This window comes from Terrimonas pollutisoli (assembly GCF_029360765.1).
GTDB lineage: Bacteria > Bacteroidota > Bacteroidia > Chitinophagales > Chitinophagaceae > Terrimonas_B > Terrimonas_B pollutisoli.
In genome coordinates this window covers 25,202-44,899 of sequence record NZ_JARKNA010000015.1, presented here as the reverse complement: position 1 = coordinate 44,899, position 19,698 = coordinate 25,202, and the positions used below count along the sequence as shown (strand labels likewise).

At 42.8% G+C, this 19,698-nt stretch carries 14 protein-coding genes; 13 read left to right on the top strand and 1 reads right to left on the bottom strand.

Annotation, left to right across the window (positions count from 1 at the left end):
• Positions 1 to 113 precede the first annotated feature (113 nt).
• From rpsB to P2W73_RS19600, 7 genes are all read left to right on the top strand, one after another.
• Positions 114 to 1,031 carry a 30S ribosomal protein S2 gene (gene rpsB / locus P2W73_RS19630; RefSeq protein ID WP_276503800.1) on the top strand — a complete coding sequence of 306 codons (918 nt, stop codon included), beginning with the start codon at positions 114 to 116 and terminating at the stop codon, positions 1,029 to 1,031.
• 94 nt (positions 1,032 to 1,125) lie between these two features.
• On the top strand, positions 1,126 to 1,962 hold the full coding sequence (tsf, locus tag P2W73_RS19625) for a translation elongation factor Ts (RefSeq protein ID WP_276503799.1): 837 nt from the start codon (positions 1,126 to 1,128) through the stop codon (positions 1,960 to 1,962).
• A 239-nt stretch (positions 1,963 to 2,201) separates the two neighbouring features.
• Positions 2,202 to 3,005: a succinate dehydrogenase subunit SdhC gene (gene sdhC, locus P2W73_RS19620; protein WP_276503798.1), complete on the top strand. Its 804-nt coding sequence runs from the start codon at positions 2,202 to 2,204 to the stop codon at positions 3,003 to 3,005.
• 112 nt (positions 3,006 to 3,117) lie between these two features.
• Complete coding sequence (locus P2W73_RS19615; protein WP_276503797.1) at positions 3,118 to 4,926, top strand: fumarate reductase/succinate dehydrogenase flavoprotein subunit; 1,809 nt, start codon at positions 3,118 to 3,120, stop codon at positions 4,924 to 4,926.
• A gap of 182 nt (positions 4,927 to 5,108) precedes the next feature.
• The gene (locus P2W73_RS19610; protein WP_276503796.1) at positions 5,109 to 6,050 is read left to right on the top strand and encodes an alpha/beta fold hydrolase; all 942 of its coding nucleotides are present in this window, start codon (positions 5,109 to 5,111) and stop codon (positions 6,048 to 6,050) included.
• Positions 6,051 to 6,130: 80 nt separating this feature from the next.
• The gene (locus P2W73_RS19605; protein WP_276503795.1) at positions 6,131 to 6,883 is read left to right on the top strand and encodes a succinate dehydrogenase/fumarate reductase iron-sulfur subunit; all 753 of its coding nucleotides are present in this window, start codon (positions 6,131 to 6,133) and stop codon (positions 6,881 to 6,883) included.
• Between the two features lie 206 nt (positions 6,884 to 7,089).
• Positions 7,090 to 7,584 carry a hypothetical protein gene (locus tag P2W73_RS19600; RefSeq protein WP_276503794.1) on the top strand — a complete coding sequence of 165 codons (495 nt, stop codon included), beginning with the start codon at positions 7,090 to 7,092 and terminating at the stop codon, positions 7,582 to 7,584.
• Between the two features lie 151 nt (positions 7,585 to 7,735).
• On the opposite strand, the gene P2W73_RS19595 is transcribed toward P2W73_RS19600, so the two are convergent.
• Positions 7,736 to 8,767 (bottom strand): GntR family transcriptional regulator, encoded by a 1,032-nt coding sequence (locus P2W73_RS19595; RefSeq protein ID WP_276503793.1) that lies wholly within the window; start codon positions 8,765 to 8,767, stop codon positions 7,736 to 7,738.
• Positions 8,768 to 9,100: 333 nt separating this feature from the next.
• On the opposite strand from P2W73_RS19595, the gene P2W73_RS19590 reads away from it, so the two are divergent.
• The 6 genes from P2W73_RS19590 (at position 9,101) to P2W73_RS19565 (ending at position 19,532) form a co-directional block, all read left to right on the top strand.
• Positions 9,101 to 12,211, top strand: a complete 3,111-nt coding sequence (locus P2W73_RS19590) for a SusC/RagA family TonB-linked outer membrane protein (RefSeq protein WP_276503792.1) — start codon at positions 9,101 to 9,103, stop codon at positions 12,209 to 12,211.
• 20 nt (positions 12,212 to 12,231) lie between these two features.
• Positions 12,232 to 14,187 (top strand): RagB/SusD family nutrient uptake outer membrane protein, encoded by a 1,956-nt coding sequence (locus P2W73_RS19585; protein WP_276503791.1) that lies wholly within the window; start codon positions 12,232 to 12,234, stop codon positions 14,185 to 14,187.
• Positions 14,188 to 14,290: 103 nt separating this feature from the next.
• On the top strand, positions 14,291 to 15,649 hold the full coding sequence (locus tag P2W73_RS19580; protein WP_276503790.1) for a glycoside hydrolase family 88/105 protein: 1,359 nt from the start codon (positions 14,291 to 14,293) through the stop codon (positions 15,647 to 15,649).
• A gap of 81 nt (positions 15,650 to 15,730) precedes the next feature.
• On the top strand, positions 15,731 to 16,519 hold the full coding sequence (locus P2W73_RS19575; RefSeq protein ID WP_276503789.1) for an SGNH/GDSL hydrolase family protein: 789 nt from the start codon (positions 15,731 to 15,733) through the stop codon (positions 16,517 to 16,519).
• Positions 16,520 to 16,707: 188 nt separating this feature from the next.
• Positions 16,708 to 18,264, top strand: coding sequence for a GH39 family glycosyl hydrolase (locus P2W73_RS19570; protein WP_276503788.1), 1,557 nt, complete (start codon positions 16,708 to 16,710; stop codon positions 18,262 to 18,264).
• 26 nt (positions 18,265 to 18,290) lie between these two features.
• A complete protein-coding gene (locus P2W73_RS19565) occupies positions 18,291 to 19,532 on the top strand; it encodes an oligogalacturonate lyase family protein (protein WP_276503787.1) in 1,242 nt (413 codons plus the stop codon).
• The last annotated feature ends 166 nt before the right edge of the window (positions 19,533 to 19,698 follow it).

The following is a 19,698-nucleotide window of genomic DNA, read 5'->3' as shown; positions in this document are numbered from 1 at the left end:
GTCCCCTAAAGGGGATTTGGAAAGATTTTAATAAAAAGAAATTTCAAAACAACTGAATCTCCAAAAGTCCCGACTATCAACGTCGGGATTTGGGAGGTCTCAAAAAATCGAAAATGGAAAATAACACTTCACTGCAACAGCAACTTCTTGACGCCGGTGTGCACTTTGGTCACCTGAAAAAGAAGTGGAACCCCAAGATGTTACCTTACATCTTTGCTGAAAAGAAAGGTATCCATATCATTGACCTGAATAAAACGGTTGAGTGCCTGCAGGAAACTGCGGCTGCTATGAAGCAGATTGCACGCAGCGGTAAAAAAATACTTTTTGTTGGTACAAAAAAGCAAGCGAAAGATATCGTTAGCGAATGCGCCAAAAAAGTAAACATGCCTTTCGTTACTGAGCGTTGGCTGGGTGGTATGTTGACCAACTTCAACACCGTTCGTAAGAGCGTTAAGAAAATGCAGAGCATTGAAAAAATGCTGGGCGATGGTTCTTTTGACAGCATTACCAAAAAGGAGCGTTTGACCTTGAGCCGTGACCGTGATAAAATGGATAAAGTGTTAGGTGGTATCGCTCAATTGGGTCGTGTGCCTGCTGCTTTGTTTATCGTTGACATTGGCCATGAGCACATCGCTTTGGCTGAAGCAAAACGTTTAGGCATTACCACTTTTGGTATCGTTGATACAAACTGCGATCCTAATAAAGTTGATTTTGCTATCCCCGGTAATGATGATGCGACAAAGTCTATCGCTATTCTCGCAAACTATCTTACTGCTGCTATTGCAGAAGGATTGGCTGAACGCCAGGCTGCTAAAGATGAGGATACAGAAGATACAGTAGATGATGATGCAGAAAAAAGAGCAGCCCGCCTGGAAGCGGAAGCACAAGCTGAAGGTGGTCGTGGCCGTGGTGGTCGCGGCGGCGGTGGCCGTGGTCCTGGTGCCGGCGGGGGTGCTGCCGGTGGCCAAAGACGTCGTACAAGTGGTGGTGGTACACCCGGTGGCCGTGGTCCTGGTGGCGGCAGAAGATAAACCCACACCCTCTAGAGGGGAGTCTGGGACGGGTTCTTAAATTATTAATATTTCTTAGGTCCGCCGCGGCGGATTTAGGGTAAACTTCAATATTATGAGCACAGTAACTATTAGTGCAGCAGATATAAATAAACTTCGCCAGGCCACTGGTGCTGGTATGATGGATTGCCGTAAGGCTTTGACTGAAACAAATGGTGATTTTGAAGCAGCTATCGACTGGTTGCGTAAGCAGGGTCAGAAAGTAGCGGCTAAAAGAAGTGACCGTGAAGCAAAAGAAGGTGTTGTTATTGCACAAACAACTGCTGATAACAAAACAGGTATCGTGGTTTGTGTAAGTTGCGAGACTGACTTCGTTTCTAAAAATGCTGATTTTATTGCATTGGTACAAAGCATCGCTGATACAGCTACATCCAACAATATCAAAACGGTTGAAGAGTTAAATGAGGCAACAGTAAATGGTGCTAAGATTGCTGATCTTATCAATGATAAGCTGGCGTCAATTGGAGAAAAAATCGGCATCACTAAATATGAAAGAGTAGAAGCTCCTTATGTTGCTTCTTATATACACGGTGCTTATCGTATTGGTGTGTTGGTTGGTTTAAGTAAAGAAGCTGCTGAAGTAGGTAAAGATATCGCTATGCAGATCGCAGCACTGAATCCTGTAGCGGTTGATGCTGCTAGTGTTCCTGCTGACGTTATTGCCCGGGAGAAATCAATCATCATGGATGTTATGAAAGAAGATCCGAAAATGGCTGGCAAACCAGAAGAGATGTTGTCAAAGATCGCCGAAGGTAAACTGGGCGCTTTCTTTAAAGAGCAAACCCTCACTGCACAGGCGTTTGTAAAAGATGCCGGTAAATCGGTAGCTGATTATTTGAAAGAATCTGGTGATGTGAAAGTGACAGAATTTAAAAGAGTAGCCTTAGGATAAATGATAAGGAAATCGTTTAAAAAAAGCGTCTCAATATGGGACGCTTTTTTAGTTTGGTCGCTCATGCAAAATCGGACCAGCGGAGCAGTCCTTAATCCCGGTCAGTAGTTTATTGTTTGCAATTTTTTCTTCTGTATCTCAGCATTTTTTGAATTACCTTAGAGAACAGATTTTGCGTACTTCTCTTATTCATTGACAAGTTGGGTGTTAAGATTTTGTCCTTAATAACACACAGTGTTATGGCTGAAATAAACTTAACAGGTAAACACCAGGGTTTTGGTCACACCAATCGGAAAGATGGCTGGTGGTTGCGACCATTGATTGTCTTTGTCTGTCTCTCCGCTTTCGTCATCTATGCTACATGGGCCGCATTCCAGGGTGAGCATTACGCATTTGGATCTTATCTCTCTCCTCTTTATTCGCCGGAACTTTTTGGTGATTCACCACACAGTTGGTTCGGTTCGAAGCCTGGCTGGTGGCCGCAGATATTGCCATGGTCACCTGCACTGCTGATATTATGGGCGCCGGGTTTATTTCGGTTAACCTGTTATTATTACCGCGGAGCTTACTACAAAGCATTTTGGGCTGATCCTCCTTCCTGTACGGTTACTGAACCACGGAAAACGTATCGTGGTGAAAATTCTTTTCCATTGATCATACAAAATATACATCGTTACTTTCTTTATATCGCATTGTTCTTTCTTGTTTTTCTCTCGATTGATGTTTGGAATGCACTATGGTTTACAACTCCTGGTACGGGTGAAAAAACATTTGGCATTGGCGTAGGCACATTGGTGTTAGCCATCAATGTGATTTTTCTCGGCGGATATACATTCGGTTGCCATTCTTTGCGCCACGCAGTTGGTGGATTCATGGATCGATTTTCCGGTTCGCCGGTTCGCCGGAAATTATATGGATGTGTAAGCTGTTTCAACCGGAAGCATATGCTGTGGGCATGGATGAGTTTATTCTGGGTTGCGTTTTCAGATATCTATGTCCGTTTGTGTTCGATGGGGGTGTGGAGGGATTGGAGGATTTTGTAAGTAGCGAAAAGTCAAAAATAAGAAGTGAAAAATCAAAAAGAAACCCGTGCTGCTGTGCGCAACTTTTCACTTTTGTCTTTTCACTTTTGACTAAAAATTGCAGGTAATGTCTATGTTCGATACATACAATTACGATGTACTTGTTATTGGCGCGGGTGGCGCTGGTCTTCGTGCTGCTATAGAAGCCGCTGCTAATGGCGTTTCAGTTGGTTTGATCTGCAAGTCCTTGCTGGGCAAAGCTCACACGGTAATGGCAGAAGGGGGAATTGCAGCAGCCTTGTCCAATGTAGATGAGCGGGATAACTGGAAAGTACATTTTGCGGATACGATGCGGGGAGGACAATATCTTAACGATTGGCGAATGGCTGAGCTGCACGCCAAAGAAGCCGCTGATCGTGTGCGGGAACTGGAAGCATGGGGTGCACTATTCGACAGAACAAAGGATGGCCGGATTTTACAACGGAATTTCGGTGGCCATAAATATCCCCGCCTTGCACATGTAGGCGACCGCACAGGATTGGAAATGATCCGCACCCTACAGGATCATGGTATTCACCAGGGCATTGCTGTTCACATGGAATTTACCATTATAACATTGCTGAAAAATGGGGAACGGGTGGCGGGTGCTTTTGGATACGACCGGGAAAAAGGACAGTTTAAATTATTTCGTGCCAAAGCCATTGTAATAGCCACGGGTGGTATAGGCCGGGCTTTTAAAATCACCAGCAACAGTTGGGAATACACAGGCGATGGTCATTCATTGGCCTATCATGCGGGTGCGGAACTTATGGATATGGAGTTTGTACAATTTCATCCCACCGGCATGGTCTGGCCCCCCAGTGTCCAGGGCATCCTGGTTACGGAAGGAGTCAGGGGTGAAGGCGGAATTTTGCTCAATAAAGAGAATAAGCGGTTTATGTTTAATGACATTCCGGAATTATATCTTAATCAAACCGCCGACAACGAAGAAGAAGGCTGGAAATATACACAAGGCGATCGTGCTGCAAGGCGGCCACCGGAATTGCTGACCAGGGATCATGTAGCTCGTTGTATTGTTCGTGAAATAAAAGAAGGAAGAGGCAGTCCTCACAACGGCGTATTTCTTGATATTTCGTGGATCAAAAAGAAACTTCCCAATGCCGCGGAACATATCAAGAAAAAATTGCCCAGCATGTATCACCAGTTTAAAAAACTGGCCGATATAGATATTACCAAAGAAGCGATGGAAGTAGGACCCACTACTCATTACATGATGGGTGGTATACGGGTGGATGCTGATACACAAATGTCAACAGTGCCGGGTCTTTTTGCTGCAGGCGAAGCAGCCGCTGGTTTGCACGGAGCAAACCGTTTGGGTGGCAACTCTCTTTCCGATCTATTGGTTTTTGGAAAACGTGCCGGTGAATTCGCGGCAATATTTGCTAAAGAAAATGGGCAACCCATTATTATTAATGAACAGGAAATAGCAGGTTTCGCAAAGAAGGCATTAGAACCCTTTGAACGAACGGAAGGAGACAATCCCTACCAGGTACAATATGACCTGCAGGAAATGATGCAGGATCTTGTTGGCATTGTTCGCAAAGAAGAGGAACTATTGACAGCAATGGAAGAATTGAAAAAGCTGTGGCGACGCTCCAACAAAGTGAAAGTGATTGGAAACAGGGAATATAATAACGGATGGCACACGGCATTGGACCTGCAAAATTTATTGACTGTTTCGGAAGCGATTACCCGGGCGGCTATTGAAAGAAAAGAAAGTCGTGGTGCGCATTTTCGTGAAGATTACCCGGAAAAAGATGAGAAAACCGGCCAATGCAATCTTATTATTTTGAAAGGAGAAGATGGACAGATGAAAGTGAAGCGGGAGCCGCTTCGTGAAATGCCCACTGATCTGAAACAAATCGTTGAAGAGATGAAGTAAGAGCGGGAGGATGGAGGTCAGAATTCAGAAATCAGAAGGTAATAGACTTTAAGCTTTTAAAGATCAGCTTATCATAAACCAACTCATTCAGGAAATGAAATAATAGTATTAGTAAAAAGAATCAGGTACTGGCTGAAAACCCAACATCAAATTTTTTATAAACCAGGTTAAAATAATCAGCTATGAAGAATAATTTTTTCTATCTAATCTTCTTATCGCTGCTGTTTTGTTTGGAATCATGTAATAATAGCGATACCGGCAAAACAACGCAAAGCGAAGTTCCTGAGGTTCCTGAAGTGAAAAGCATTTTCATTAACGGCGACAGCATTCATTACATTGACATTGGGAAAGGTGATCCTGTGGTTTTCATTCACGGAGCAGTGGGTGATTACCGCACCTGGGGAGCACAAATGGACACTTTTGCCAAAAACCACCGGGTCATCGCTTACAGCCGGCGCTTTGCTTATCCGAACAAACAAGCGATAAATGACTCGGCACAGTTAACGGTTATTTCTCATTCCAAAGAGCTCTCTGAATTTTTAAAAAACCTGAACCTGGGAAAGGCACATCTTGTAGGGCACTCTTTTGGAGCCAGTACGGCATTGTTTACTGCGATAGATCATCCTGAACTGGTGAGTAGCCTCACACTTGGCGAGGCATTTGTTCCATCATTGGTGCTTAATGTTCCGGGTGGTGATACCATCCTGAATAACTTTATTACCAAAACTTTCGGGCCGGTTGTTGAAGCATTTAAAATCAGCAACGATGAAAAAGCGGTAAATGCCCTTATTAGCGGCGTGATGGGTGATAGCCTCTATTTCTCCAGGCTTCCTCAAAAGGACCGTGAAATTATGATGACGAATGTCACGGAGCTAAAAGGAATTACGGCTAGTCAGAATATTTTCACGCCGGTCGCCTGCGATGATCTCAAAAAAATAAAAGCACCTGTATTGTTATTAAAAGGCGATCAGTCGCCCGTAATTTTTTCTTTGGTTATAGATGAACTGAACCGATGTTTAAGCAATAGGGAGATTGCGACACTTACAAACACTACGCATGGATTGGAATTTGAGAATCCGGCTGAATTTAATAAAACAGTGCTTGGATTTATAGATAAGCAATAAGTGTTTAAAGTTCTTTTGATAGAAACTATCAGATAAATAACAGGTCGAATTAAAGAACCTCAAACCATAAAAACCTTCGTATGGCAACAGCAACCTTTCAAATCTGGCGTGGCGATGCTTCAGATGGAAAATTTGAAACGTATTCCACTGAAATTGCTGAAGGCATGGTGGTTCTCGATGCTGTACATCAAATACAAGCGGAACATGTCAATGACCTGGCGGTGCGCTGGAATTGCAAAGCCGGCAAATGTGGCTCCTGCTCGGCTGAAGTCAATGGCATGCCTAAACTAATGTGCATGACCCGGCTCAGTGATCTTCCTCTCAATAAGCCCGTACTGCTGCAACCCATGAAAGCATTTCCATTGATAAAGGATCTGGTGACCGATGTTTCCTGGAATTTCACAGCAAAGAAGAAAATTAAAAAATTCAAACCCCGGCCACCCGATGCAAAGGACGGCACCTGGCGAATGGCTCAGTCAGACATAGACCGGGTGCAGGAATTCCGCAAATGCATAGAATGTTTTTTATGCCAGGATGTATGTCATGTGTTGCGTGAGCATCAGCTTCATAATGAATTTATGGGTCCCCGGCTTTTAGTATATACTGCTGCACTGGAAATGCACCCGCTTGATGTGGAAGACCGCATGGAAGATTTAAAGAAAGCCGGTGGAATTGGTTATTGTAATATCACCAAATGCTGTACAACAGTTTGCCCTGAAGACATTACTATTACAGACAATGCCATCATTCCGCTGAAGGAAAGGGTTGCCGATAGATTTTATGATCCTGTGAAAAAATTCTTCCGGATGTTCCGGTCGAAGAAAACTGTCTGAACTGGGTCCCGATAGCTACCGGGATGGTAGGAGTAATAGGATTTTTAGGAAACAGTAAATTACGTTGCACCGCCGCTAGAAAACATAAGTTGAAAAATTAAGATTGTTGCTGCGCTGCCACATGAAATGGTCTTTGCCTCGTTGCGTTGTCTTTGCGACTTTGCGTGAAGCTTATATATTTTTTTAAATAATTAAAATAACCAATCATGTTCCAACTTAAAAACATCTCCAGGGACAGCATTCCGGCGGCTCTCGAAAAAGCGGAACGATACCGGCTGCTCGATGAGCCTGACCTCGCTGAAAGCATTTGCCTTGACATTCTTGAAGTGGATCCCAATAACGCCAAAGCCATTATCATTTTGTTGTTGGCCATTACGGATCAGTTCGATACTTCCGCATCAGGTGATGTGAGCCGGGCGCAACAGCTCCTGCCTCGCCTTGAAAGCGAATACGAAAGACTTTATTATTCCGGTATTATCAGCGAACGGGAAGCCATGGCCATTTTAAACAGAACAAGGGGTGGCCAGTTTGCTGTTTATGAATGGCTGAACGAAGCCATGGAGTTTTATCAGAAGGCGGAAGCCATTCGACCACCGGGTAATGACGATGCCATCCTGAGATGGAACACCTGTGCCCGCCAGATCATGCGCCATCACCTGCAGCCACTCAATGAGAAATATGTTGAGCCGCCGTTAGAATGATTTGAGAGAAGTGGTAGCTTTTAGGATAAGTATAAAAACTACCCGCTACTGTATAAAAAAAAATGCATCGAAAGCAAAGGCGCTAATAGACATGCATCATACCTGAAGGGCAATAACATTTTATTTGAAGTAGGTGAGACAAACAAAAGAATTATAAAGAAGATCGTAAAGTGATCTTAAATGGAACTTCAAAATGTTCCCTTGAATTATCCAATATCATTTGCGCTGTTTTTTCGCCCATCAGTTGAAAGTCGGTCGAGATGGTGGTAATACCATCCAGTATTATTTTTTTCAGGGGCGTTTCATTATAAGAGATCACGCCGATGTCTTTCCCCACCTTCATGGTTGTCGCCAGTATTTTTTCAATCAATACAACGAGATCGTCTTCCATCAGTGTAATAAATACCTCTCCTTCTTTTATAGGTTCTGTCCTTATTTCGTGAACAACCTTATAAGTAAAAGCATATTGATCGCAAAAGCGATAGAAACCTGAGAGTATTTCGCCCGGGTGGTAAGTATAAGCAGGAAAAATTATTTTAATAGTGTGATACCTACTCAGCCTGTCAAGCGATTGTTCCAAAGCATTATAAATATCCCGCTCAAAGTTTTCATAAACGGCCGCATACCTGCCATCTACACGGGGAACGAGTTTGTCCAGCAACACCAATTTATCTTTCGGAATGGTATTAATGGTCTCATAGGCATTTTCTCCACCTTCCAAAAAGTGCGGTATGATGACATAATGCGTATAATCGTTCTTGTTGTTTTGTATCAGGCGTTTGAAAAGAGCGAAGTCATTATTATAGATATAAAAATCAATGGAAGCCATTCCCCCCATGGCATTTGCAAAAGCATCATAAATGATCTTTTTATGCGCACTGAGTTTATTAAAAAGCAAAAAAATCTTGAGTGGTTGATTGATTTCTGTTGATTTGATAAAATATCCTTTTCCCGGAACGGAGCCCAGTATACCCAAATTCTTCAAATGCTTATATCCTTTTTCCGCCGTATCTCTTGATATTTCAAATTCAAAGCTCAGTTCATTGATGGAGGGAAGAATATCATCTTTACCAATTTTCCCTTCACTGATGGCTTTTATAACTGAGTTGGCGAGTTGCAGGTATTTTGGTGTGGCAGCGTAATAATCGATATTGAAACACTTGAACAGGTCATTCTTTTTCATGGCAATCTAATAGAAAGCATACCGGTTAAAATTCCTGACCCGGTTAATACTTTAGAGAACGAAAGATACAATTATTTCCAGCTTACGACAAGCGACAACCCATAGTAAGCAACGTAGTAAAGCGGCAAATCTAACAGGGGTTTTCGATCAAAATTTATTGCTAGTTAAGTGGAATCACTAAAAAAGTAAACATCATGTCCGTCGACTATATGTAAAAAGTTCCGGGAACGATTGCGTAGATTCTTTCGGTTTAGCAGGACGGTTCAGGACAATTCTGCTGCGGGACGACGATAAATTTAGCATGAATTGCATTTGTCCTCTTAAAACTGCTATATGAAAAAAAAGCGCATCATGCAGCGGAGTGTGTGTATCATTCTGCTCCTATTACTGACTACACAGTTTTCTTTTTCCCAAAACAACTTTAAAGTAACCGGCAAAATAACCGATGAAACCGGAAAGCCAGTGCCGGGAACAACGGTACAGGTAAAAGGCACTGCCTTGGCCACGGCGACTAATACTGATGGCTCTTATTCATTGACGGCGCCATCAGGCAGTTCAACACTGGTGATCACATCAGTTGGATTTGCCGAACAGGAAGTTGGCATTAATAATAAATCAATAGTGAACATTTCACTGGCAAACACTACTGCATCGTTGGAGGATGTTGTTGTGATTGGCTACGCAACGGTTAAAAAGAAAGATGTAACCGGCTCTGTTGCCGGCATTAACCAAAAGGATATCAGGTCAAGGCCGGTTGACAATGCGCTACAGGCCATGCAGGGTAAGGTAGCTGGTGTGGATATTACTTCTAATGAGCGACCTGGCACGGTTGGTAGTATCAGAATTCGTGGTGAACGCTCTGTAAATGCCACCAATGAACCTCTTTATGTAGTTGATAATATTCCTTTGGCCACTGGCGGTATCGAGTACCTTAATCCTAACGATATTGAAAGTATAGATGTGCTGAAAGATGCATCTGCTACGGCCATCTATGGTTCAAGAGGAGCGAATGGTGTTGTAATTGTTACTACCAAGCAAGGAAAGTCGGGCAAAGTGCAAGTGAATCTTTATAATTCGGCTACGTTTGAAACCGTTAAAGACTGGGCGCCTATCATGTCTGCTTCTGAATACATTGATTTTCGCCGGTGGGCGGTTTACTACAGTAATCCGGCAGGCCGTCCACGAGGTGATGCGCCAACTATCGCCAACGACCGTGATATTTTTCTGGCTACTTCTGACCCGACTGCCTGGAAAAATATTGCGCAGGGCTGGGCAACAGGTACATGGGATGGCTCAAAAGTGGGCAACACCGATTGGACGGGGCTGGTATCTCAAACCGGCCTTACCACAGACAACACCATCAGCGTTAGTGGTGGAACAAAAAATATAAAGGCATATGCTTCATTTGGGTATTTGAATAATAAGGGAACTTCTATTGGCCAAAAGTTTACAAGATATTCTGGTAAAGCCAGTGTGGATATACAGGCTACCGATTGGTTTAATATGGGGTTGAATGTAAATGCTACCCACGGCACCCAGGAATTCGGCCAGTCAAATTTAATAATTGGTTCATTTGTAGGTACGCCTGCAAATAGCATTTATAATTCTGCAAGAGGCCTTTTCAAATGGGCTGTGCCCTATGATTCTGCAGGTAACAGAATTATATATCCCGGTGGTGATGTGGCTATTAAAACCGTAGTGGATGAGGAGAAATATACTCAGGACCAGCGGGTAACACTTCGTGCGTTTGGTAGCATGTACGCCCAAATGGATTTTGGTAAAATTCATCCCTTCTTGAAAGGATTAAAATACCGTTTCAACTTTGGCCCCGACTTTTCAAATTATACCAATGGTGTTTATATCGATGGTCAGTCCGCCGCAAGCAGTGGTATTAATGGCGCCTCATTGCAGGAAGCTAAAACTTACTCATGGACACTTGATAACCTTATTTACTATGACAAAGAGATCAAGCGACACAGCTTTGGCCTTACATTACTGCAAAGTGCTACCAAGTATGTTGCTAACCCTGTAAACAGAATAGTTGGTACTGCTGTTCCTTTCGCCAGTCAAAAGTGGTATGAACTGAACAACAGGGTGCTTCCATCCACCAACCTTACTATTAACCGGGTTACTCCACTAACTGAAACCCAATTAAGAAGCTATATGGCCCGTCTCAACTATGGGTTTGATGATAAGTATTTGCTAACTGTATCTGTGCGACACGATGCTGCTTCGCAGCTCGGTGAAGGATATAAGGGTGACATATTCCCCAGTGCTGCGCTAGCATGGCGTGTAAGTCGTGAGAAATTTATGCAAAATGTTTCGTTTGTGAACGATTTAAAATTCCGCATTGGTGTGGGCGTTACAGGTAACTCTTCTATTGATCCCTATAAAACATTAACTTTTGGTGAACCTTATTTCTATCCGAACGGCGGCAGTGTAAGTGCAGCCTCTCTTCCAACTACTGACCTTGGAAATCCAAATTTAAAATGGGAGAAAACAACCCAGTACAATGCAGGTATTGATTTCAGTATATTAAAAAACAGAGTTTCGGGGGCAATTGATGTTTATACTTCAAGAACAAACGATTTATTATTTCTGCAACAACTGCCTACGGTAACAGGATTCCTTAGAACGAATACCAATCTTGGGCAAACTACTAATAAAGGTGTTGATATTAATATCAATACAATTAACATAACCACTAAAAACTTTCAATGGACAACCAACCTGAATGCAAGCTGGCAAAAAGACAAGCTTGTTGAAGGGGCAACGGGGAAAGGCCCTGACGTTCTTAACAACCTTTTTCCTGGCGGACCAATTCGGGTTATCTATGGCTTTGCCTCCAATGGTATGTGGCAGTATGCTGATACAGCATTGTTATCCAAGTTTGGTCAAAACGGCAACAACTTTACTCCGGGCCAGGTAAGACCTATTGACCAGAACGGTGATAATAAAATTGATGCTAACAATGACAGGGTAGTTATCGGTCACACAAGACCCCGCTGGATAGTGGGTATGACAAATAGTTTTACGTACAAGGGCTTCGAGTTGTCAGTGTTCATCTACGGCCGCTTAAACTATTGGTTCAATCAGGGCGGAGAGTCCCAAACGGCCCGTGGAAACCAGCGGCGGATTAACTACTGGACAGAAAATAACCAAAATGCAGAGTACCAAAAACCCTTTTATTCTGTAGGTTCAGGCGATGCATATTCCCCTTCATTAGGATACCTGAAAGCATCGTTTTTGAAAATCAGGAATATTTCAGCTGCTTACAATGTGCCCAATAGAATTACAAAGGCAATGCACATGTCGAGCCTGCGGGTTTACTTCCAGGCTACCAATCCAGGTATGATATATTCTCAAATTGAATTCATGGATATGGATGCAGTTTCAACGTTCTCTAACCGTGGATATACATTTGGTATCAATGCCGGTTTTTAACTTCATTAAATTTTGACAAAATGAAAAATGAATTCTTAAATATAACCATAGTGATCCTGTTAATGGTATTGGTTGCCGTTTCATGTAAGAAGAAATTCTTAGATGAAGAATTGAAAACTTCAAGAGATTTGGAATTTTATAAAACGGATGCCGGTATCCAGCAATTGGTTAATGGAGCCTATCACCAGGTATTTGCCACTCCATTCAATGGGGAAATGGCATTCTCTAATATGTGCTACGGTGTGGATGAATTCCGCGTAGGCGGCGACCCTTCAAATGGTATGTATAACTCTTATGGAAATACTTTTGGCTCTTTTATTACACCTAATAATGGGAATACAGTAGCAGCAAACGCCCAATGGGATAATTTATATATAGGAATCGGCCATGCCAACCTGATAATTGAAAACGCCACGGCCAGCACTTCTACTGCTGATGCTATTAAAAAAACTGCGTTAGGCGAAGGCTATTTTTTGCGGGCCTATAATTACTTAAGGTTAGTAAGCCAGTATGGGGCAGTACCTTTAAAAACCACGCCCAGTACCACTCCGGATTTAGAGTTTACCCGTGCTGAACCAAAAGACATATTTGCACTGATTATTGATGATCTTACCAAAGCATATGGACTTTTGAGTAATACGGGTTCTCCTGCCAAAATAACCAAAGACGCAGCAGGGCATTATTTAGCCAAGGCATATCTAAGTCGTGCCAGTGAAATAAATGATTCCTGGAATTCTAGCACCAAAGCTGCCGACCTGGCTGCTATCGTGCCTTTGTGCGATTCCGTTATTGCCAATCATCCACTGGCGCCAAACTTTGGCGATCTATGGAGATATACCGCTCCCAACGGCGCCAATGAAAACCTGAAAGAAATAATTTTATCAGCGCAGTTTACTTCAGATTTAACCGCAAGTGGTCAAAACACACAGCATTTATACTATGTTTCCCGCTATGAGGATATTGCGCAAATGCAGCGGGACCTAAGTGGAGATCGTCCTTTCAGCCGGCTGTGTCCTAACTTTTACATGTATCGCATTTACGACTTGCAAAATGATTCAAGGTTTTGGAAAAGTTTCAGGACAAAACATAAGGTTAATGCTAATGCGCCAACGGCTCCTTATGTGAAAGGTGATTTAGGAATAATGTATGTTATCAATCAACCCGGTGATACCCGGTTTTCTGCAAATGTGCTAAACAATTCGGTGGTATATGGCGCAACCGGTAAAACTATACCTCATGTGTATGTGGCATATAAGACTGGCGTTACGGCCGACGGAGGATGGAACGATACCCGCAAATTTCCATCGTTAAGCAAGTTTATGGATGGTTCCCGTACTGCTGGGTTCAACGATGTAAGAGGCCTTCGGGATATTACACTGGCCCGTTCGGCTGAAACCTATTTGATAGCTGCAGAAGCTAAAATCCGTTTGGCAAATATGGGTACGGGTTCTTATAATGATGCATTACCTTATATCAACCCATTAAGAACAAGGGCGCAATTTGTAAGCGGCGAAAGCCGTTCGGCTTATTATGATGGTGGAGCTGCACCCAGCAGTGCTCCTCAAACCGTACCTCCTTCTTTTTTTCCGGAGAATTCCTATTACGAGTCAAATAATATTCCGGTTACAACAGATGCTTCAGCCAGCTTAGCAGTTACTGATATGGCAACTTTACCGGCAGGAGATGAATATATTATCAGTACACTCGCCTTATCTTCTCCTTACGACAGGGCATTGTGCTTTTTATTGAATGAACGGGCCCGTGAGCTTGCCGGTGAATATTTGCGTTGGCAAGATCTGTCCCGCACAAAAACATTAGTTGCTCGTGCCAAGGCTTTTAATCCTGATGCAGCTCCTAACATTCAGGATCGCCATTTGCTGCGGCCAATACCACAAACATTTCTTGATGGCATACAGGCTGGCGGCAAAGCCTTAACAGGCCCAGAAAAACAAGCAATGCAAAATCCCGGGTATTAAAGTTTCTCATACATAAGCAGGCAGTTTTTGAAAATGGCGGCTACAAATTTTTGCCGCTATTTTCATTCTGGTAAGTCAGATGATTACACTAAATTGGTTCACTATGAAGTCAGCAACAGTTTTCAAATACACAGCCGTTTCTTGTATAGCAACGTTATTTTTCTTTTATGGCCGGGCGCAGCAAAAGCAAACAGATGTAAATGCACCCTTGCATGCCTTGCAACCAGACTATCCCATTCCTTATGGTGCCCCGACAAAAGAAAAAGTAAAAGCAGTATTAGATAAAGTCTACGATTATCTCGATGCCGTTACACCTGCAGCCATGATCAATCAAAAAACAGGTGAGGCGATAAATGAAACAACGCAATTAGATACCAACAGCATTGTAAAGACGGGTGATTTCCGGTTGACCAGTTATGAATGGGGGGTTACTTATTCAGCCTTTCAACGGGCATTTGAAACCACAAAGGATCAACGTTATGCCGATTATGTAAAAACAAGATTTGATTTCCTGGCAAAATGGGTGCCTGCAGTAAAACAAAAATTCGGTATTGATTATATCCGTAAGAAGAAATTGTTGTCCCAGCCAATAGATCCTCATGCCTTAGATGATGCCGGGGCTGTTTGTGCGTCTATGATCAAGGCGCAGCGAAGCGGGTTGAACAATAATCTCCGTCCGCTGATTGATAACTATATACATTATGTATTCACCAAAGAATACCGGCTAAAAGATGGAACGTTGGCAAGAATGCGTCCACAGGCCAATACCTTGTGGCTTGATGATTTGTATATGGGAGTGCCGGCGATGGCACAAATGGGCAAGCTCACAGGAGACACAAAATATTTTGATGATGCTGTCAAACAAGTAAGACAATTTGCACACCGAATGTTCAATAAAGAAAAAGGACTGTATATGCATGGCTGGGTCGAAAGCATGGCGAAGCATCCTGAATTCAGATGGGCGAGAGCCAATGGTTGGGCACTGATGACAAAAACGGAGTTGCTGGATGTGCTGCCCGAAAATCACCCGGGAAGAAGTTTTGTGTTAAAGCAATTGAAAGACCATATCAATGGATTGATGAGCTATCAGGATGGAACGGGTTTCTGGCACCAATTGCTTGACAAAAATGATTCTTATCTCGAGACATCGGCTACAGCTATCTACGCTTATTGCATTGCACATGCCATTAACAAAGGTTGGCTCGATCCGATGATCTATGCGCCAACAGCGATTCTTGCATGGAACGCCGTGTCAACAAAAGTCAATGCCCAGGGACAAGTAGAAGGTACATGTGTAGGAACAGGAATGGCTTTTGATCCGGCTTTTTACTATTACCGTCCGGTGAATGTATATGCCGCTCATGGCTATGGACCGGTCATTTTAGCCGGTGCTGAAATTTACCAGCTGCTGACTAATTTCAAATTTATTATCAATGACAGTTCACTGCAATTGTCAAAATAATAAAAGAGTAAAATGGTGAGTGTTTTAGTTGCAACTTCAAAACCAGATAGTAATTAATTGACGCCATCTTTCTGAAAAATCATGGATAATAAAACAACAAGAAGATCATTTTTAAAAGTTTCGGCTCTGGCAGGTGCAGCATCGGCGTTAAGTCCAGCGTCGGTGATGGCAAGTGCTGTTCCCGGAGACATGATTGAAGATAAAACTAAAGGTCTCGTGTTTTTATTCCAGGGCGATTCTATTACGGATGGCAACCGGGGCCGCGACAAAGATCCGAATCATATCATGGGTCATGGCTATGCATTTTCGGTGGCAAGCAGGATAGGTGCAGATTTTGCAGAATCCAATCCTGTTTTTTATAACCGTGGAATCAGTGGCAACCGTGTTACTGATCTTGAAAAACGTTGGCAGACAGATGGGCTGGATATTAAACCGGATGTGTTGAGCATATTGGTTGGCATCAACGATGGAGCCGTGATGATAAAAGAACCTGAAGTTAAAGAGGCAACTATTGATCAGTTTGAAAACAGCTATCGTATTATTCTTGCGAAAAGCAAACAGCAAAACCCCGACACCTTGTTTGTGCTTTGCCTTCCATTTGTGTACCCGGTAGGCAGGGTAAAAGATGATTGGGAGAAATATCGTAGCACGGTCGATCAATTGGCAGGTCGCATTAGAAAACTCGCTGCAGAGTTTAATTCAGTACTTGTTGACTTTCCTGCTGTATTTGATAAGGCGATAAAAAGGAAGCCTGCTGAATATTGGATATGGGATGGAATACATCCTACAGTGCCGGCGCATGAATTGATGGCAAGGGAGTGGATAAAACAAGTTGGTGTACGATTGAAGTTTCTTGAAAAGTATAAGTAACAACTTTTATGCTAATGTCGGGACAAGTTCCACTCACTGTAGACAACATTTAATAATAAAACGATTGTAGCAAGATGAAGCATTTCAAATTTTTGGCATTTTGTTTTTGTTTGATTCAAATATTGGATCAAACCGTATTCGCTCAATCTCCTATAATACAGGTTGATCTGAGAAAGGAAACGGGAGAGATGAAGCCAATCTGGGCTTGGTTTGGCTATGACGAACCAAACTATACCTACATGAAAGATGGTAAAAAGTTGTTGTCAGAGATTGCAACCTTAAGCCCTGTGCCTGTTTTTGTCCGGGCGCACAATTTATTGACGACGGGTGATGGCACTCCTGCATTAAAGTGGGGTTCAACTAATGCCTATACTGAAGATGCAAATGGTAACCCGATGTATAATTGGACCATTGTCGACAGCATCATTGATACCTATGTGCAGTGGGGTATGAAGCCATTGATGCAAATCGGTTTTATGCCAAAAGCCCTTTCTTCAAAACCGGAGCCCTATCAACATAGCTGGAAACCCGGTGTGTCCTATAAAGAAGTGTTTACCGGCTGGGCCTATCCGCCAAATGACTATAATAAATGGCGGGAGCTGATCTATCAATGGGCTAAGCATTGCAAAGAAAAATATGGGAGCAAAGAAGTGGATAGCTGGTATTGGGAAGTATGGAACGAACCCAATATCGGTTACTGGCAGGGCACACAAGAGGAATTTTTTAAAACATATGATTATGCGGCAGATGGTTTGCGCCTCGCATTGCCCAATGCAAAGATTGGTGGCTGCGATATAACCGGTGGCGGGTCCAAATTTTTAGCGGCTTTCATTGAGCATTGTTTAACGGGTATAAATTATGCAACAGGCAAAAAAGGCTCTCCACTGGATCTCGTTTTGTTTCATGCTAAAGGGCAGCCCAAATTTGTCAATGGTAAAGTAATCATGAATGCCGGCACACAAATGCGAAATATCCGCGATGCATTCATTACTGTAAATAATTTTCCGGCCATTAAAAATATTCCCCTGGTAATTGGTGAAAGCGACCCCGAAGGTTGTGCCGCCTGTGGTATGAGCACTAACCCTGAAAATGCTTATCGCAATGGCACCATGTATTCCAGTTATACGGCTGCTACGTTTGCGAGGAAATACCTGTTGGCCGATCAACATAATTCCAACTTAATTGGAGCGGTATCCTGGTCTTTTGAATTTGAAAACCAACCCTGGTTTGCCGGCTTCCGGGACCTGGCTACTAATGGCGTTGATAAACCGGTGCTGAATGTATTCCGCATGTTTGGCATGATGAAGGGAAAGCGGGTGGCAGCAACAGGCAGCCAGATGTATGACCTCAAAACTTTTGTTGATTCAAGTGTGAGAGGACACAATGACATCGGGGCATTGGCGGCAAAAGATAAGCGTAATGCCACCGTAATGGTATGGAATTATCATGATGAGGATAAACAGGAAGATGCACAAACAATAACAGTGCTGATTAAGGGTATTCCTGCCGCTAATGTGACGATTACAGAATACAGGATCGATAACGAACACAGCAACTCCTATGAAGTATGGAAAAAGATGGGTTCGCCACAGCAACCAACAACAGAGCAAATAGCGATGTTGGAAAAAGCGGGACAATTACAAACAAAACAAAAAGCAATCAGGATAAAGACTGCGAACAATGTAGCTAAACTGACAATCAACCTGCCGGTGCAGGGTGTAACCTTATTGAAATTGGATTGGTAGGTTGATGATCTCATAAAAAGAATAAAATGTTACGACAGTTTTTTATAGGCAAAAACATTCTTGTGTCGTTTTTTTTGACTCTCCAGGCAGCTGCCCAACCTGTGATGGAAACCGGCGGGAGGAAAATGCCCGATGAATGGATCGATAAAGACACTAAACATAAAGTGATCCGGTTAACACGATTGGAGGGGAAAAGTAATCTTAGCTTTTACTTTCATAACAATCCTTTTATTGGAAACTCCATGGTTTTTTACAGCAGCAACAAGAATAATGTCGATAGTGTTGCCAAGCAGGAAATCTCCATTGTTGTTTCTCTCAACCGGCAAATTCATTTACTTGATCTTAATACGTTAAGGTCGGAGCAATTGACCAATCACGTATCACTCATGAATGGGGAGATTGTCGATAATAAAGCCGGTATTGTGTATTACCAGGTCAAAGATTCGGTGTATAGTGTAAATGCGAAGACGAAAGAGACTAAACTCATCTATGTTTTTCCCAATGATTTTAAAGCAGGCATTACAACCATCAATGCAGACGGAACCTTGTTGGCAGGTGCTAAGTCAAGTGATAAAGAAAAGGAGATCCTAAGAAACAATCCGGGCAAGAGCAGTTATTTTAATTTGATCTATGAAGCCAAACTGCCGCGAACATTGTTTACGATCGATATCAAAACCGGTAAGCTGGAAAAACTATTTACCGATAACGCATGGCTCAATCATGTTCAATTTTCAACAACCGATCCTAAACTCCTGATGTTTTGCCACGAAGGTCCCTGGCATAAAGTAAATCGGATATGGACAATTGATGTAAGCACAAAGCAGGTAACGCAGATTCATAAGCGCATTATGGAGATGGAAATAGCCGGGCACGAGTGGATCAGTGCCGATGGTAAAACCATCTGGTATGATTTGCAACAACCCCGCGGCCAGGTGTTTTTTGTAGAGGGACATAATATTAAAACCGGTCAAAAGACAAAATATCAATTACAAAGGGATGAGTGGAGCATTCATTTCAACAGCGGTAAAGACGATAAACTTTTTTGTGGCGATGGTGGCGATCCCAGCCAGGTGGCAAAAGCACAGGACGGCAGGTGGATTTATTTATTCAAACCGGAAGGAGATCATTTTGTTTCAACCAGGCTGGTGAATATGAAACATCATAATTACAAGCTGGAACCGAATGTGCATTTCAGTCCCGATGGCAAGTGGATAATTTTTCGTGCAAACTTTGAAGGCATAGAGAATGTCTATGCAGTGGAGTTGTGAGTGGTGGATGAAGAAGTGAAAAGTCAGAAGTTAGAAGTCAAAAGTGAAAATTGAAGAGTTTCTTGTCCTGATTTGTCCCGTAGGGACTACAGATGGGTAGCAAAAGTGAAAAGTGAAAATTGAATGATTTGTCCCGTAGGGACAACAGATGGGTAGAAAAGATAAC